14 protein-coding genes and 2 rRNA genes are annotated in these 14,988 nt (G+C 58.7%); 1 reads left to right on the forward strand and 15 read right to left on the reverse strand.

What is annotated here, in order from left to right; genetic code table 11:
* Window positions 1-17: 17 nt before the first annotated feature.
* The 5 genes from modC to G512_RS0108150 all read right to left on the reverse strand — a co-directional run bounded on the left by modC (window position 18) and on the right by G512_RS0108150 (window position 4,040).
* Window positions 18-1,094 carry a molybdenum ABC transporter ATP-binding protein gene (modC, locus tag G512_RS0108130; RefSeq protein ID WP_028481294.1) on the reverse strand — a complete coding sequence of 359 codons (1,077 nt, stop codon included), beginning with the start codon at window positions 1,092-1,094 and terminating at the stop codon, window positions 18-20.
* On the reverse strand, window positions 1,091-1,789 hold the full coding sequence (modB, locus tag G512_RS0108135) for a molybdate ABC transporter permease subunit (RefSeq protein ID WP_028481295.1): 699 nt from the start codon (window positions 1,787-1,789) through the stop codon (window positions 1,091-1,093). Before modB ends, modC begins: the two co-directional genes overlap by 4 nt.
* Window positions 1,789-2,553, reverse strand: a complete 765-nt coding sequence (gene modA / locus G512_RS0108140) for a molybdate ABC transporter substrate-binding protein (RefSeq protein WP_028481296.1) — start codon at window positions 2,551-2,553, stop codon at window positions 1,789-1,791. Before modA ends, modB begins: the two co-directional genes overlap by 1 nt.
* A 163-nt stretch (window positions 2,554-2,716) precedes the next feature.
* On the reverse strand, window positions 2,717-3,487 hold the full coding sequence (locus tag G512_RS0108145) for a tellurite resistance TerB family protein (protein ID WP_028481297.1): 771 nt from the start codon (window positions 3,485-3,487) through the stop codon (window positions 2,717-2,719).
* Between the two features lie 73 nt (window positions 3,488-3,560).
* Complete coding sequence (locus G512_RS0108150) at window positions 3,561-4,040, reverse strand: Lrp/AsnC family transcriptional regulator (RefSeq protein WP_036489095.1); 480 nt, start codon at window positions 4,038-4,040, stop codon at window positions 3,561-3,563.
* A gap of 114 nt (window positions 4,041-4,154) precedes the next feature.
* Between G512_RS0108150 and hppD the strand changes: the two genes are divergently transcribed.
* On the forward strand, window positions 4,155-5,267 hold the full coding sequence (gene hppD / locus G512_RS0108155) for a 4-hydroxyphenylpyruvate dioxygenase (RefSeq protein ID WP_028481299.1): 1,113 nt from the start codon (window positions 4,155-4,157) through the stop codon (window positions 5,265-5,267).
* An 84-nt stretch (window positions 5,268-5,351) separates the two neighbouring features.
* Here hppD and G512_RS0108160 read toward each other — a convergent pair whose 3' ends face one another.
* The 10 genes from G512_RS0108160 to G512_RS0108210 form a co-directional block, all read right to left on the reverse strand.
* The gene (locus G512_RS0108160; RefSeq protein ID WP_036489000.1) at window positions 5,352-6,740 is read right to left on the reverse strand and encodes an alpha,alpha-trehalose-phosphate synthase (UDP-forming); all 1,389 of its coding nucleotides are present in this window, start codon (window positions 6,738-6,740) and stop codon (window positions 5,352-5,354) included.
* A gap of 38 nt (window positions 6,741-6,778) precedes the next feature.
* Window positions 6,779-8,605, reverse strand: coding sequence for a glycoside hydrolase family 15 protein (locus tag G512_RS0108165; protein WP_028481301.1), 1,827 nt, complete (start codon window positions 8,603-8,605; stop codon window positions 6,779-6,781).
* Between the two features lie 16 nt (window positions 8,606-8,621).
* The gene (gene otsB, locus G512_RS0108170) at window positions 8,622-9,395 is read right to left on the reverse strand and encodes a trehalose-phosphatase (RefSeq protein WP_028481302.1); all 774 of its coding nucleotides are present in this window, start codon (window positions 9,393-9,395) and stop codon (window positions 8,622-8,624) included.
* Window positions 9,396-9,725: 330 nt separating this feature from the next.
* Window positions 9,726-10,856, reverse strand: a complete 1,131-nt coding sequence (locus tag G512_RS0108180) for a thiolase family protein (protein WP_028481303.1) — start codon at window positions 10,854-10,856, stop codon at window positions 9,726-9,728.
* Entirely contained in the window at window positions 10,853-12,316 is a 1,464-nt protein-coding gene (locus G512_RS20400; RefSeq protein ID WP_051269112.1) for a class I adenylate-forming enzyme family protein, read from the reverse strand. The genes G512_RS0108180 and G512_RS20400 overlap by 4 nt, the downstream gene beginning before the upstream one ends.
* Window positions 12,313-12,870: a biotin transporter BioY gene (locus tag G512_RS0108190; protein WP_028481304.1), complete on the reverse strand. Its 558-nt coding sequence runs from the start codon at window positions 12,868-12,870 to the stop codon at window positions 12,313-12,315. Before G512_RS0108190 ends, G512_RS20400 begins: the two co-directional genes overlap by 4 nt.
* 75 nt (window positions 12,871-12,945) lie before the next feature.
* Window positions 12,946-13,566: an energy-coupling factor transporter transmembrane component T family protein gene (locus tag G512_RS0108195; protein ID WP_028481305.1), complete on the reverse strand. Its 621-nt coding sequence runs from the start codon at window positions 13,564-13,566 to the stop codon at window positions 12,946-12,948.
* A gap of 1 nt (window position 13,567) precedes the next feature.
* Entirely contained in the window at window positions 13,568-14,290 is a 723-nt protein-coding gene (locus G512_RS0108200; RefSeq protein ID WP_028481306.1) for an energy-coupling factor ABC transporter ATP-binding protein, read from the reverse strand.
* 369 nt (window positions 14,291-14,659) lie between these two features.
* Window positions 14,660-14,774, reverse strand: a 5S ribosomal RNA gene (gene rrf / locus G512_RS0108205).
* 55 nt (window positions 14,775-14,829) lie between these two features.
* Window positions 14,830-14,988: ribosomal RNA gene (locus G512_RS0108210) — 23S ribosomal RNA — on the reverse strand; the annotation flags it as partial.

Here is a 14,988-nt window from a genome sequence, read left to right on the forward strand (position 1 = left end):
TTGGCGAAGACGGCCCCTCACCCAAGGGCCGGTTCCAGTGCCACACTCTTGATCAAGACATAGACAGACTGACCCACATCCAGTTGAAGATCACGGGCGGCCAGTTGAGTAATACGCGCCCGGACCTGTTGCGCCCCGACTTGTACCAGCACCTCCACGTAGGGCCCGGCAGGCTGATGAAGCGCCGCGATTTTCCCGCTGAGTTGATTTCTTATGGAGAGCCCGCGCGGAGGCTCCAGAGCGATGATGACATCCTTGGCCTGAATGTGCAGCAAAACGGGACCGAGCGATCTTGGACGGGGCAAGGGCACAACCACCTGCTGGCCTTCAAATGCAATCCGACCGGTTGCGGTATCTTCGTCATGCGCGATCAAGCGCCCCTTTACTCGGGACCCTGCTTCCGGCCCCTCTGAAAAGCCGGGAACGTCCAGCCGGTTGAGCACCTCATCCAACGCGCCCGAGGTCACAACACGGCCATCTGTCATCACCACCATATCGGTCGCCAGTTGCTCGATTTCGCTCAAGGAATGAGAGACGTACAACATGGGAATACCGATTTCCGCCTTCAAAGCCACCAGATAAGGCAGAATTTCCGCCTTGCGGGCCGCGTCAAGAGACGCCAGCGGCTCATCCATGACCAACAGGCGCGGCCCGGCCAGCAAGGCGCGTCCAATGGCCACCCGCTGGCGCTCGCCCCCAGACAGAAACGCCGTGCGTCGCTGAAGCAACGCCCCAAGCCCCAGCAGATCAACAACGTCATCAAACGACAACGGGCTTGAGCGCCCACCCGCCCATTGGCCATAGCGCAAATTGGCCGTAACGCCGAGATGGGGAAACAAGCGCGGTTCCTGAAACACGACCCCAAGCCGGCGCTTGTGGGCGGGCACATTCAGACCGGCCCGCTGGTCATAAAGCAACGTGTCACCCACGCGGATCTGCCCCCGCTCCGGCGTATGCAGGCCGCAGATCATGCGGATAAGCGTTGTCTTGCCACAACCGGACGGCCCAAAAACCGCCGTGACATCACCCGCGCTTTCAAAAGCCACTGAACTTGCAAAGTTGCCTGCACGTCCCTGCACATCCACCGCGATCATGCACACCCCCTGACCCGCCGGGCGACCAAACGCGCCAACACTTCGGAACTGCCAAGGGCAACAACGGAAATACCAACGGAAATCAGTGCAAGCCGCAAAACCGCCGCCTCGCCATCCACTTTCTGCAACTCCGTATACAGTGCCAGCGACAAGGTGCGGGTCTCTCCGGGAATGTTGGAGACAAAGGTGATCGTGGCGCCAAACTCTCCCATGGCCTTGGCAAAGCCAAGAATGCCCCCTGCAAGAATGCCCGGTAGCGCCAAGGGCAGCGAAACAAGGAAAAAGGTTTTCAGCGGGGACGTGCCCAACGCCCGCGCCGCCTCCTCCAACAACGGATCAGCCGCATCAAACGCCAGCTTGATGGGCCTGACAACCAGCGGAAACGCCATGACACCCGCCGCCAGCGCCGCTCCGGTCCACTGGAAAGCAAAGGTCAATCCCATCCAGTCCGCTAGCCATTGTCCCATGGGCCCGCGCGCGCCAAACCCCAACAGCAGCAAATACCCGGTCACAACCGGAGGCAGGACCAAAGGCAAATGCGTAATCACGATGACCAGGGTTTTGCCCGGAAACGCCCAGCGCGACAAACAATAGGAAAGTGCAATCGCCAACGGCAAGATGGCCGCCACGGCCACGCCAGCAACCTGAAGAGACAGAACGACAGCACTCCACTCCGCCGGGCTGAGCTGCAGCATCACAGCCCCGAGACTTTGAAACCGTAACGCGCCAGAACCGCCTGACCCGTCGGCGTTTGCAAATAGGCATAGAAAGCCCGTGCGGTCTCATCGGCCTGCGGCGTCAACGCCATGGGGATTTCGATGGGTTTGTGCGCCGTGGCGGGAATGCGGGCCACCACCGCCACCCGCGGCTCGACCTGCGCATCAGTGGCATAAACCAGCCCGAGAGGCACCTCGCCCCGAGCAATGGACGCCAGCGCAACACGCACATGCTCCATGGGTGCCAGCCGGGCGGACACTTTGGACCACAACCCCAGTGTCTCCAACGCCTGCTTGCCATACCGGCCGGCAGGAATCGTCTCCGGTTCGGCAATGGCAAAACGCCCGGCGCCAAGCCGCGCCGCAATTGCCTCTGGCGTGAGCGCCAAGGGAGCCGCGTCTCCAGCCGGTGTCACCAGCACCAGTTCATTGGAAGCCAACAAGACCACCGTGCCCTCTTCAACGGCCGATTGCGTCACCAGATAGTCCATCCACGCGGCATCGGCCAGCGCAACCACACCCGCGGGCGCGCCCTGTGCCACCTGACGGGCGATGACAGCAGATCCGGCAAACGAGAAGGTGAGCGTTGAGCCGGTCTCCTTCTCAAACGCCTCGCCAGCACTTTGCAAAGCATCGGTCAGACTGGCTGCCCCCATTACAAAACCGGCATGCGCCGGACCAATCCAGCCCAAAACAGTGAGCATCACACTCAAGCCTACTGCGCGCAGCACATTCACCATCATACATCCTCAGAGCAAGCAAGTGACGGGCACGACACCCTGCCTCAGACTATGCCGCATTCATCCCCGTTTCCAATGGGCCAAAAGAAAAAGCCTGTGCAATGAGGTCACTGCACAGGCTCCATCGCAGGATCGGACAGCCGATCCCGATCTACATCATCGCTGATCAGGTCTGAGCTTCGGCAACCGCTTGTTCCAACTCATTCACCAAAGCTGGCTCCAGCCCAAGCCGCGCCGCAAGCATCTGTAAATAGGCCTGTTCGGCCGGGTGATCCGGCTCAATGGTCAAGCGCGACGCCGTATAAAGCTCCAGCGCCAGTTCCTGCGTGGTGGCTGCGGCAACCACCTTGTCGATATCCAGCGGTGTGCGAAGTTCATCCATGATGAAGGCCTTTTCCTCCACCCCGAGACCCAACTTGTCGATCTGCTCGAAAATGTGGGCCTGTTCCTGCGCATCAATATGGCCATCTGCCTTGGCCGCCTGGATCATGGCAATCAGCACATTCAGTGCCATCTGGCTTTCGCCGCCGGGTGCCGCCGCTGGTTCGAATGCCGTGCCTGAAGGATCCGGCAAAGCCACCTGCTCCGGCGCGGCTGCGCCGCCGCCCGCACCACCTGCCGTGGGCGCGGTACCTGAGCCCCCAGCCTGCGGGTTCTGCTGGTTTTGCTGCCAGTTACTGTAGGCCTTGTAGGCCAGACCACCAACAAGCGCGAGACCGCCATAGGTTACGGCCTTCTTGCCAAGCTTGCGGCCCTTTTTCGACCCCAGAAGCAGACCCGCCAGACCACCGGCCAGCGCTCCGCCAGCAAGCCCGCCCGCATTGTTTTGCAGGTAACCTTTTCCTTGCTGCAATGCATCCCCTGCGCGCTGGCTTGCGCCACCCTGCTGCGCGCCTGAGCCAAGGAACTGATCAACCAGCTGCTTTGGATCGAACATGTCTCTACCTGACCTTTCTCAAAACTCACTTTGGAAAGATTTGGGTACACATCATCACGGAAACAAGGTCTTGTTACACTTTGCGAAGAGGCAGCCGGTTTTCATCCTTGATGATTTCCATGGCAATGGATGATCGCACGTTCCGTACGGCCTCATGAGGCAGCAGATCGTTATTGATGAAGCGGCTCAGCTCTTTGAGGTCCGATACGCACACCTTGAGCAGGTAGTCCATGTCGCCGGTCATGGTATAGGCTTCCAGCACACACGCCAGCGTCCCCATCAACTCATGAAGCCGGGCGGAGTTCTCGCTGTTGTGGGTATCCAGTGTCACGCCAACAAAGGCGATGACGCCAAAGCCCAGCAGATCCGGCGCCAGATCCGCGCGATATCGCCGGATGACCCCCGCATTCTCCAGGCGCTGTCGCCGCCGCGACACCTGAGACGCCGACAAGTGGATCAACGTGCCCAGTTCCGCGTTGGTCCGCGAGGCGTCCTCCTGCAAATGCGCAAGCAATTTGAGATCAAAGGCGTCCACTTCAACACCAATCGTCATTTCCGCCTCCTTCACGCACAAACCGTGCATATACGCCCTGTTACATACGCAAAAACGCACAGACGTCGCAACAGATATTTCAGATACTGAGATCAACAAAGAGGAGGAGACACAATGGGACCCTTTCCGCATGACGCCCCCCCAGCGCAAATCACGCCGGACAACCCCGCAGGAACCGACGGCTTCGAGTTTGTAGAGTTCTCACATCCGGAGCCTGAAAAGCTCGACGTGCTGTTTCGCAAGATGGGCTACAGCGCTGTGGCCCGCCACAAGACCAAGAACGTGACCGTCTATCGGCAGGGCGACATCAACTACATTCTGAACGCCGAACCCAACAGCTTCGCCAGCCGGTTCGTGGAGGCTCACGGGCCCTGTGCGCCGTCCATGGCATGGCGTGTCGTGGACGCCCAGAAAGCCTTCCAGCACGCTGTTTCCAAGGGGGCCCAACCCTATGAGGGCACTGACAAAACGCTGGATGTGCCGGCAATCGTCGGCATTGGCGGGTCGCTGTTGTACTTCGTCGACAAGTACGGCGACAAGGGATCGGCTTATTCCGAGGAGTTCGATTGGGTTGACGAGGTTGATCCAAAGCCGACCGGCGTCGGCTTCTACTACCTCGACCACCTCACCCACAATGTGTATCGCGGCAACATGGACAAGTGGTGGGACTTTTACCGCGACCTGTTCAACTTCAAGCAGATCCACTTCTTTGACATCGACGGCCAGATCACCGGTCTGGTGAGCCGCGCGATCACCTCTCCTTGTGGCAAAATCCGCATCCCCTTGAACGAATCCAAGGATGATACCAGCCAGATCGAAGAGTACTTGAAGAAGTACAAGGGCGAGGGCATTCAACACATCGCGGTCGGTACCGATGAAATCTATGGCGCAACAGACCAGCTTGCCGAAAACGGCCTGCGCTTCATGCCCGGCCCGCCAGACACCTACTATGAGCGTAGCCACGAGCGCGTGAAGGGCCACGACGAACCCATCGAGCGCATGAAAACACACGGCATCCTGATTGATGGTGAAGGCGTGATCGACGGTGGCATGACCAAGATCTTGTTGCAGATCTTCTCCAAAACCGTGATCGGGCCAATCTTCTTCGAGTTCATCCAGCGCAAAGGCGACGAAGGCTTCGGCGAAGGCAACTTCCGAGCGCTGTTTGAAAGCATCGAGGAAGACCAGATCCGGCGCGGTGTCTTAAAAACCGACGCCGCAGAATAGCCCCACCCCAAGGTGTTCTCCAGCAATGCAGAAGGCCGGCGATCCATCCGCCGGCCTTTTCCTGTTTCTCGCCAGCCCGTTGGATCAGGCTGAATAGGCGGCGAACTCGGTGCGCAGATCGCTCAAAATGGCCTGTGCCCATTCATGAGCGCCCTCTTCGCAAATGCGTTCATACATTGCAAGCCACCGTTCGCGGCGCTCCTCCCACGGCATTGTCAGCGCTGTCTGCAAGGCGGCAGCCACTTCTTCGGCCGAGTGCGGGTTGACGATCAGAGCTTCCTTCATGCGCTCCGCCGCCCCTGCAAACCGAGAAAGAACCAATACGCCAGGATCTTCGGGGCGCTGTGCCGCCACATACTCCTTGGCAACCAGATTCATGCCATCACGCAAGGGCGTTACCAGTCCAACTTTGCTTTCCCGGTATACACCGGCCAGCGCCTTGCGGTTGAACGAGCGCGTCAGAAACCGGATCGGCGTCCAGTCCAGATCCGCAAAACGGCCATTGATATGCCCGGTTAGGTGTTCCAGTTCGTTGCGAATATCAACATAGCTGTCGACCTCGGAACGCGAGGGAGGAGCCACCTGCATCAGGCTGACCTGCCCACGGTTCTCCGGGTAATCCTCCAGCAAGCGTTCAAAGGCCTTGAAGCGCTCTGGTAGCCCCTTTGAATAATCAATGCGATCGACACCAATAATCTGCTGGCGGCCATCCAGAAGTTTCTCCACCCGCGCCATATGGCGGCGGGCATCAGCCGAATGTACGAACTGGGCAAAGCTCTCAGCGTCAATGCCAATGGGATAGGCCCGGGCAATCACCTCACGGCCAACGGCACTCACCCGGTCGTTGCCAAGATCTTCGCCCTGCAACTCTTCCACCACGAACCGGCGGAAATTGGCAGCATCCCGCTCGGTCTGAAAACCGATAAGGTCATAGGCCAGCATACGCCGCACCAACGATTCCGCATTTGGCAGCGCCGCCAGAATTTCGGGTGCCGGGAACGGGATATGCAAGAAGAAGGCAATCGGGTTCTCCACCTCCATGGCACGCAATTGCGCAGCCAGACCAAAGAAGTGGTAGTCATGCACCCAGATTGTGTCATCGGGCTGAATACTGGGATGAAGACGCGCCGCGAAACGTTCGTTCACTCGGCGGTATCCCTCTTCATAGCGCCGATCGAACTCCGCCAGGTCCAAACGATAGTGCAAGACGGGCCATAGAGTGCGGTTGGCGTAGCCAATGTAGAACTCGTCATAGTCCTGCTGAGTGATATCAATCTGCTGCATCACCACCTTGCGGTGCTTTTCTTCATGCAACAGGCCAAAGGTCCCCTCTTCGGAGACCTTGCCGGTCCAGCCGAACCAGATACCACCTGTTTGACGCAGTGTGTCCACGAGGGCCACAGCCAAGCCGCCTGCCTTGCCGCTGTCTTTCAAGGGACCAACACGGTTGGAAACGACAATCAGGCGACTCATGGGCGACCTCCAATAATTTTAGTTGTACCGAATACGCCCTAGGTTACCTTATCCCACGACGCTGACAACCGTACCGCACCATTAATGATGCCCACCATGGAGTACGTCTGCGGGAAATTGCCCCAAAGTTCGCCAGAATTCGGCGATGTATCCTCTGACAGCAAACCCACGTGGTTGCGACAGGACAACAGCTCCTCATAGATCTCACGAGCTTCCTCGACCCGACCAATCCGAGCCAGAGCATCAATGTACCAGAAGGTACAAATATTGAAGGCATTCTCCGGCTCTCCAAAATCATCGGCCTGATGATAGCGGAACAGATGATTGCCGCGGCGCAAGCTGGCACCGATCTTGTCAACGGTGGCAATAAACCGAGGATCGTTGGCAGGCAGGAAGCCGACTTCCGCCATCAACAGCAAGCTGGCATCCATGTCCTTGCCGCCAAAGCTTTCTGTAAACGCCCCGATATCCTCGTTCCAACCTTTCTCGCAGATGGCCGCGTGGATGATATCGGCCCGCTCCTGCCAATGGGCAGCCCGATCCTCAAGACCGAAGTTGTCCGCGATCTTGGCCAGCCGGTCACAGGCGGCCCAACACATGAGGGAGGACGACGTGTGAACCCTTGCGCGCGTGCGCAACTCCCAAATGCCCGCATCCGGCTCATTGTAGAGTTTGAAGGCCCTTTCACCGGCCTTTTCCAGCCGCTGAAAGTCATCCAGCCCCGGCTGACGCAGCAAGCGCCGGTCAAAGAACGCCTGAGACGCGCCCAGAACGATATTGCCATACACATCATGCTGGAAGTGTTCATAGGCCTGGTTGCCAACGCGTACCGGCTCGTTGCCACGATAGCCCGGCAAATCGACAATCTGCTCTTCAATTCTGGCCTCGAGCCCGATGCCGTAGAGCGGCTGGACATGACCACCATTGGCCATGCTGGTAATATTGTTGAGATAGCGCAGATAGTTCTCCATCGTCTCCATTTCAGAGAGGGAGTTCAACGCGCGCACCACAAAGAACGCATCGCGCAGCCAACAATAGCGGTAGTCCCAGTTGCGCACCGTGTTGTGGGCTTCCGGAATGGAAGTTGTAGCAGCGGCAATAATTGCGCCCGTTTCCTCGAAAGTACACATTTTCAAGGTGATGGCCGCCCGAATTACCGCTTCCTGATACTCTAGCGGCAAACCGAGACGCCGAGACCACACACGCCAGTAACGCTCGGTCTCCTCTTCGAAATCACGGCAGATCTTCTCCGGATTTTCAGTCAGGCTTTCATCCGGCCCGAAGTAGAAAGCGCGCGGTCCGTCGAGCAAAAACGCGGTTTCTTCGCGTACATAAGTCACGGACGCATTGGTCGTCAGCCGAAGCGCAATGCCATCGCCAACATAGCGGATGTGGTTGGAGCCAAATGTGATTTCCGGTGTGCGCTTGCCCCAGTCAAACCGAGGCCGCAAACGCACCCGGATTTTCGGGTGACCGCTGATGGGCTCGACCCGGCGTGCCAAGGCGTTGGGGCGGAACATCCGGCCCTTGCGGTTGAAGCGGGGAGCAAAGTCCGTAATCTCGATGGCATTGCCATCATCATCATAAAGACGCGTCTTCACAACGGCGGTGTTGTCAACGTACTGCTGCTCGGAACGCACCGCGCCCACCAGTTCGATGGAGAAGGCGCCATCGCCCTCTTCTCCGCGGGTCCCCAACAGAGAGTGGAACACCGGGTCCCCGTCGAACCGCGGCAAACAGCACCAGACAATGCGTCCCATGGTATCAATCAGACCCGCATAGGAACAATTGCCGATCATGGCCATGTTCAAGCTGGGTTCAGAAAGCGGAACGACAGGAAAGGAAGGAAGCTGCTTGTCGCTCATGAAGTAACCTCTTTAATCAGGGGGCGTCGTGTTGTGATCGAAGCCTCTGGTTTTCAAGTGATACGATGTCATTGGCCTGCGCCAGCCAGTCATGTACATCCTTGACCGTGGGCAGGCGGAAAAACGCAGCGCTGTCTTGTGCGCCAACCTTGATGCCGTAGCCCCCAAGGGCCTGAACGGCGGCAATGCCATCCTCATCGGTTACATCATCACCGATGAACACAGGCAGACGACCCTTGAAGGCCGGCATTTCCAGAAAACGGCGCACAGCCGTGCCCTTGTCCTCGGCCGTTGGCTTGGCCTCTACAACCATGTTTCCGAAAATGGCGTGCAGGCTGGGGAACCGGGCGGTCATTTCGACAACCCGCGCCCGAACCTCTTCTTCACGGTCCGGTGCGGCACGGTAATGCACGCACAGCGCGCTGCCCTTGTCCTCCAGATTGACGCCATCGGTCAAAATGCCGGAAAGCAGGATGTCTTGCCGCAGTTCGGCAACACCGGGCCATACCTTCGCTGCTTCCAACTCCCCACCAACGGTCAGCCGGCGTTGCAAGCCGTGCAAGCCCGCAGCGGGCAGCGTGAGCGGGTCCAAAAACCGATCTATGTCGCGCACGTCGCGCCCGGAGACCACCGCCAGCGCGCCATCCAGATGATCCTGGACCTCCTGCAGGGTGGGGATCAGCTGATCGGACACGGCAACCGCACCCGGCGTATGAGCCAGTTCGACGAGGGTTCCATCAAAGTCGAGGAACAGGGCCATTTCCTTGGCAAGATGAGGCGGTCTGGTCATGAGAACATACTATGCTTGTTACTGGTCACAATAAGACTGGCACAGCAGCACAGCTGCTGGCAAAGCGAAAAGGAAACACCAAGCGCCCTGTCAAGGTGGCAGGTAACGCGGCGCCTCCGCAAAACAAGAGAATCTCTTCTCCTTGACCTCCCGAGATGGCTTCAGGCGCTCCGGATGCCGCTCCCATCATGCAAGTGCGTGCCGGATCGCTGGAGTCGACCTCGAGAATGAAACGATCATTGATTGCTTGAAATGCCGAGACCGGGTTTTCAACCGTTTTATATCTGCATCCGGGGACAACCCGCAGATCAAGCCGCTTGAGTGATGTGATCAGCCCAATTTTTGCGCAACAACTGCCGTACTCAAGCCACCGGCTGCAGCAATGGCGGCCAGGCCTCGCGCTCCAACGGGTTCTCGAGCCAGTTCATGAAACAACCGCACCATCAGAATGGCGCCTGAGGCGCCAATGGGGTGACCACGGGCCAACGCCCCGCCGCCACGGTTGATGGCCCCCGGTGCAAAGTTGAAGGGGGCCAGACACGCCAGCGCTTGCACCGCATAAGCCTCCATCATCTCCACCACGGACAAACAGCCATAGTCCAGCGCGTGCCGCCTCTGCATGTCCTTGAGCGCGGCAACCGGCGCCAAGCCGGGCTGTGCCGGATCACTGCCTTGCTGAGAACAAGCCTGCACGCGCAGCCCATGCCCTTTTTCCGCTTCTACACGGCGAACAACCAACGCTGCAGCCGCGTCAGCTTCCACAGCAGTCGTGGCGCGGGTCACAACGCCATCACCATGACGTGCCAAGACCGGAGCCCGTTCGGCCACAGCCGGCGAAAGCTTCCGCATGAACCCATCCCGGCGGGGATCGTCTAGCGTGACGGCCACCAGCTCCGCCGCTTGGCGCCCGGCCTCATGAGCCGCCAACGCCTTGCGATGACTATCAACGGCCCAGTCATTTTGCTCTGCTGGCGTGATGCGGCAAAAATCCGCCAAAACGGCATTGGCCTGCGCTGGATCAGGATCGCGAGCGGGATCAGGACTGAAGGGGGGACGCTCATAAAACGCCAACTCCCCACCCTGATCCCGATGGGCCCTCAAGGGTCGCCGACTGAAGCTTTCCACGCCGCCGCACAGCACCACATCCGCCGCGCCGCTCTCTACCAGAGACACTGCCAGCATCACACTATCAAGGCCCGCACAACACTGGGTGTCGACAGTCATGGCCGCAACATGGTCGGGCAGACCCGCCGCAAGCGCGCATAACCGTGCCGGGTTGCCCCCACCATAAAGGCCATTGCCCAGAATAACCCGGTCCACGTCACAGGCCGCAACACCGGCATCCGCCAACGCAGCCTGCGCCACCGGTGCCCAAAGCTCCCAAACCTGCAATTTGGCATAGACGCCGCCACGCGGCTGAACCGAGCTGCGCCGGGCTGAAACCACGGCTGCGGTTGTCATGAAGGGACCTTTGCGCCGCGTACGATAAAAGCATCGACAGCCGCGTAGTCAATCTTGCCGCTTTCGGTCGTCGGCAATGGTCCTTCGTGCACGAGGATGGCACGGGGTGCCTTGACTGCGCCCAGTTCGTGCCGCGCCTGACGCAGGATGTGAGCGGTATCAATCTCAGGCATATCCGTATGCGGTTCGACGACAACCACCGGCACCTGTCCCCGGCGCACATCAGGCACCGCACCCACGGCACAAGCCTTGACCGCGGGCACCTTTTGAACAACCGCTTCAATTTCCTTCGGATACACGTTCACGCCCGAGGTGATGATCATGCGGTTCTCGCGACCAGTCAGAAAGAGATAGCCTTCTGTATCCAGATAACCGTGATCTCCGATAGAGATGAAGTCTCCCGCCCGTTTCAGACGCGAAGACCCTTCCCCGACATAGTCTTGAAACAACTGATCACTGGCCACCCACAACAATCCGGGGTGTCCTGCTGGCAATCGCTTTCCTGCTCCATCCCGCGCTTCAATGCGCACGCCTGTCACGGGCCGACCAACACTGTCTTGAGGGGCGGCTTCACCCGGTCGTTTGAGGCTGATGAGGCTGGTTTCCGATGCGCCGTAAAAAGAAAGGATATCCGCAGCCGGAAAAAGCGGCTGAACCGTTTCCGCCATCGCCGGCGTCCAAGCAGCCCCGCCCACCATGACCGTTCGTACAGAAGGGAAGGTCTGACCGCCTGCCAGCTTGGCCAGCGTCAGCAATTGGGTTGGCGTGGCATACCCGAACGTGGGCTTGTTGCGGCGCAGTGTTTCCAGGCACCGGCGCGGATGAAACGCCGACTGCGCATAGACACTCGCCCCGCGATGCAGAGCATGCACCGCCCCGAACAAATGCAAGGAGTGGGTCAGCGGGCCTGGTACAAAGATCCTGTCGTTGGCGCCAAAGCCGAGGATATCTTCAATCACCCTGAAACTGGCCAGCCACGATCCATGCGTGCGCAAAAAGCCCTTGGCCTTGCCAGTTGAGCCGGATGTGAAGCCGATATAAAAGCCGTCGTCCCGTGAGGGCCCGTCAATCGGCGCGGTTCGCGCCTCCGCAAGATTCAGACGCAGCGCAGCGCCTTGTGTCTCCAGCCTTTGGCGGATGAAATCATCATCCAGCACCAATGAGCAGGACGCCGCCCCGATCTGGGCCGTTTTCAAATCAACCGACACCTTCGGGTCCACCACAGCGGCCACCCGTCCTGCGGCGATAACACCGAAAAATCCGGCAAGCAAAGGCCCGGCACGGCGGCAATCCAGCGCAATGCGATCCCCCGGCTGGCTATGCTTTTGCACCTCGTGTTTCATCTGAGCCGCCCAAGCCGTGAAAGCCGCGAAGTCAAGGGCTGCCTCATCGCACTCAATAGCCAGCTTCTCCGGCGCAGCAATGGCCTGCGCCGGCAGATGCATGCCAATGAAGGTCATGAGCGGGAATGCAAGGCCGAGGGCAGGCCCCGCGCGACCGTTTGCGCAACCACGGCAGTGATGGCCACCTTGATCAAATCACCGGGCAGGTAGATCGCGCTGCCGATCAAGGCCTTGTCCAGCGGCACCCCGCCAATCAAGCTCAACCCCGGTACGCCAAACAGATAGACAACACCAATACCACCAATGGCAGCGGCAATAGCTGCGCTCACCATGACACTGCGGCTCTTCAATAGCTGCATGATGAAACCGGCTGCCACCGCGCCAAAGAACCACCCCACCAGGAACCCTGCGGACGCGCCGGCAAAAACGCCAAGGCCGCCCCGTCCCCCGGCCAGCAGCGGCAATCCCAGCGCTGTGAGAAACAGCAGCAGCAACACCGCCAGACCACCCCGAATTGGGCCCAGCATCACCCCTGCCAGCATAACGCCCAACGTCTGAGCCGTGATCGGCACGCCGCCGAGAAATGGTATGGCCACCTTCGGCAACAGTCCGAGGGCCGCAATCAGGGCTGCATAAAACGCGATTTGTACAAGTGCTTTGTCCTGAGCCATTCGTGCTCCCCTTTGGCATGCGCCCGTCCAGCGACGCATCGATTCATTGCTGACTTCAATAGCGCAGACCGCTGGTCAACGCGATACCCGATTGGAATAACCATCCGCCCCGCCACGCGCGCTCAACGCTTCGGCGACCTCGTCACTCAGTTTCAGTGCATGGATGACAAACGGCGCCAACAGGCGAATGCTGTTCTTGCGGCCCGTCCGGGCCCGATACGCTTCCTGCAGGTTGCTATAAACGGCCAGCAACATGGGTACGAACCGGATGACGAGCGCTACGGCCAGAGCCACCCGCCGAGAGGTCAACCCAACCACCGTCAGCGGCTTGAACAGCGGCTCCACCGCATCCATCAAGTCTTCCATGCGTGTGGTAATGCTCAGGAAATTGGCGAGCAACACCAGAGTGGTCAGACGCAACGCCAAAACCACCCCTTCCTGCAGGCTGGTAAAGAGCGCATGAAGCAAAAAGATGAACCCGACCATCCAAGCAAAATTGCCAATCACCTTCAGCGCCTGACGCCCTTTGGTGCCAAGCGACAGGTAAAAACCCACTGTCACAAACAGCCCGGCAGCCTGCTGCCACCATTGGTCTAACGGAAACAACAGGAACGTCACCAAACAAAGGGCAATCAATTTCACTCTGGCAGGCAGCGCATGGGCCCAGCTCGGTCCGGACACGTACAGCGAAACCATCCTACAACGCCTCCGCAAGCAGACTGCGGCGCTCTGCTTCTGCCAATTCCGCCTCCAAATAGGCGTCTATGACCTCGGCAGGAGGCCCCTTGGCTGTCAACCTGCCGTCCTCAAGCAAGACAACCTCGTCAAATGCGCGCAAGGCTCCCAGCTCGTGGCTTACAAAAATCACCTGCTGTGGCAAGCTCTCCAATTTTTTCAATAGGATATGCCGCGTCACGTGATCAAGGCTGGAAAACGGTTCATCGAGCAGAAGGACCTTCGGTTCCATGATCAGTATGGACAAAATGCAGATCAACTGCTTCTGGCCCTCCGATAACTGGTGAACCGGCTCTTCGGCAAATCGGCTACATCCGTGTTCAGCCAGGTAGGCACTGGCTTGCCGGCTCGCCGTTTTCTTGTCGCTACCCAACTGACGCAGCCCAAAGGCGACTTCTTCAAGGGCAGTTGGGAAAATCAACTGGTGATCCGGATTTTGAAAGACAAATCCAGCCACCCTGCTCAGGTTTTTTCGATCGTCCTCTCCGATGCCATGAACGCGAATGCGCCCGGAACTTACGGGAAGCAACCCGTTCAAAGCTCTGAGCAGAGAACTCTTTCCGGATCCGTTCCGGCCAATAATGCCGATGCGCTGTGCTTGAAGATCCGCGCTGATATCCTCAACCACCCTTTTGTCACCGCGATCGATGCAAACGCTGGACAACTGGATCCCACTACCGCTCACGGGCGCTTCCTGTTTTTGACGAACCAATCTGGCCTTTTGCGTAATCGTGGCCCCGGCGAAAGTCAAATCAACCGGAAACCTTACCCAAGACAAACACAGGCCAAACCTTCGGCAAGCCCCTTTGGACCCGGTCAAGACTTCCTAACTCCCATCAAAAGGGCCGAAGAATAAGGCGCATGGAAAAACCATCCGTCTGCGCACAGCACAACGAAGGGTCATCATGCACAGCGCCGGAGGGGTAGGCGTGTTATTGGCGTGTTTTAGATGGGTGTTTCAGACGCAAAAAGCCCCCGCGCGTTATGCGTCGGGGGCTTTTGGGATTGAGTTGTTCTGTTTGATGCTGGAGAGGTTTTTGTTTGTTGTTATCATGCCCGGCGGCGTCCTACTCTCCCGTGTCTTGAGACACAGTACCATTGGCGCTGGGGCGTTTCACTTCCGAGTTCGGGATGGGATCGGGTGGGGGCGCCCCGCTTTAGCCACCGGGCAGGATAACAACAATTTGAGAAGCTGGATTTTTAGTGATTATAGCTTAATGGGAGTGATCAAGATCGAACGAGCTATTAGTAAGGCTCAGCTTCGTGTGTTGCCACACTTCCACATGCCTCCTATCGACGTGGTGGTCTACCACGGCTCTTCAGGGAGAACTCGTTTTGAGGTAGGTTTCCCGCTTAGATGCCTTCAGCGGTTATCCTTTCCGT

Origin of the sequence: Pseudovibrio exalbescens DSM 16456, from assembly GCF_000422785.1 — a bacterium.
Taxonomy (GTDB): Bacteria; Pseudomonadota; Alphaproteobacteria; order Rhizobiales; family Stappiaceae; genus Pseudovibrio; species Pseudovibrio exalbescens.

What these genes read in the sequence shown, in the direction of transcription:
- modC (WP_028481294.1), bottom strand. Translation starts at nt 1,094, where the DNA reads ATGATCGCGGTGGATGTGCAGGGACGTGCAGGCAACTTTGCAAGTTCA.
- modB (WP_028481295.1), bottom strand. Translation starts at nt 1,789, where the DNA reads ATGCTGCAGCTCAGCCCGGCGGAGTGGAGTGCTGTCGTTCTGTCTCTT.
- modA (WP_028481296.1), bottom strand. Translation starts at nt 2,553, where the DNA reads ATGATGGTGAATGTGCTGCGCGCAGTAGGCTTGAGTGTGATGCTCACT.
- G512_RS0108145 (WP_028481297.1), bottom strand. Translation starts at nt 3,487, where the DNA reads ATGTTCGATCCAAAGCAGCTGGTTGATCAGTTCCTTGGCTCAGGCGCG.
- G512_RS0108150 (WP_036489095.1), bottom strand. Translation starts at nt 4,040, where the DNA reads ATGACGATTGGTGTTGAAGTGGACGCCTTTGATCTCAAATTGCTTGCG.
- hppD (WP_028481299.1), top strand. Translation starts at nt 4,155, where the DNA reads ATGGGACCCTTTCCGCATGACGCCCCCCCAGCGCAAATCACGCCGGAC.
- G512_RS0108160 (WP_036489000.1), bottom strand. Translation starts at nt 6,740, where the DNA reads ATGAGTCGCCTGATTGTCGTTTCCAACCGTGTTGGTCCCTTGAAAGAC.
- G512_RS0108165 (WP_028481301.1), bottom strand. Translation starts at nt 8,605, where the DNA reads ATGAGCGACAAGCAGCTTCCTTCCTTTCCTGTCGTTCCGCTTTCTGAA.
- otsB (WP_028481302.1), bottom strand. Translation starts at nt 9,395, where the DNA reads ATGACCAGACCGCCTCATCTTGCCAAGGAAATGGCCCTGTTCCTCGAC.
- G512_RS0108180 (WP_028481303.1), bottom strand. Translation starts at nt 10,856, where the DNA reads ATGACAACCGCAGCCGTGGTTTCAGCCCGGCGCAGCTCGGTTCAGCCG.
- G512_RS20400 (WP_051269112.1), bottom strand. Translation starts at nt 12,316, where the DNA reads ATGACCTTCATTGGCATGCATCTGCCGGCGCAGGCCATTGCTGCGCCG.
- G512_RS0108190 (WP_028481304.1), bottom strand. Translation starts at nt 12,870, where the DNA reads ATGGCTCAGGACAAAGCACTTGTACAAATCGCGTTTTATGCAGCCCTG.
- G512_RS0108195 (WP_028481305.1), bottom strand. Translation starts at nt 13,566, where the DNA reads ATGGTTTCGCTGTACGTGTCCGGACCGAGCTGGGCCCATGCGCTGCCT.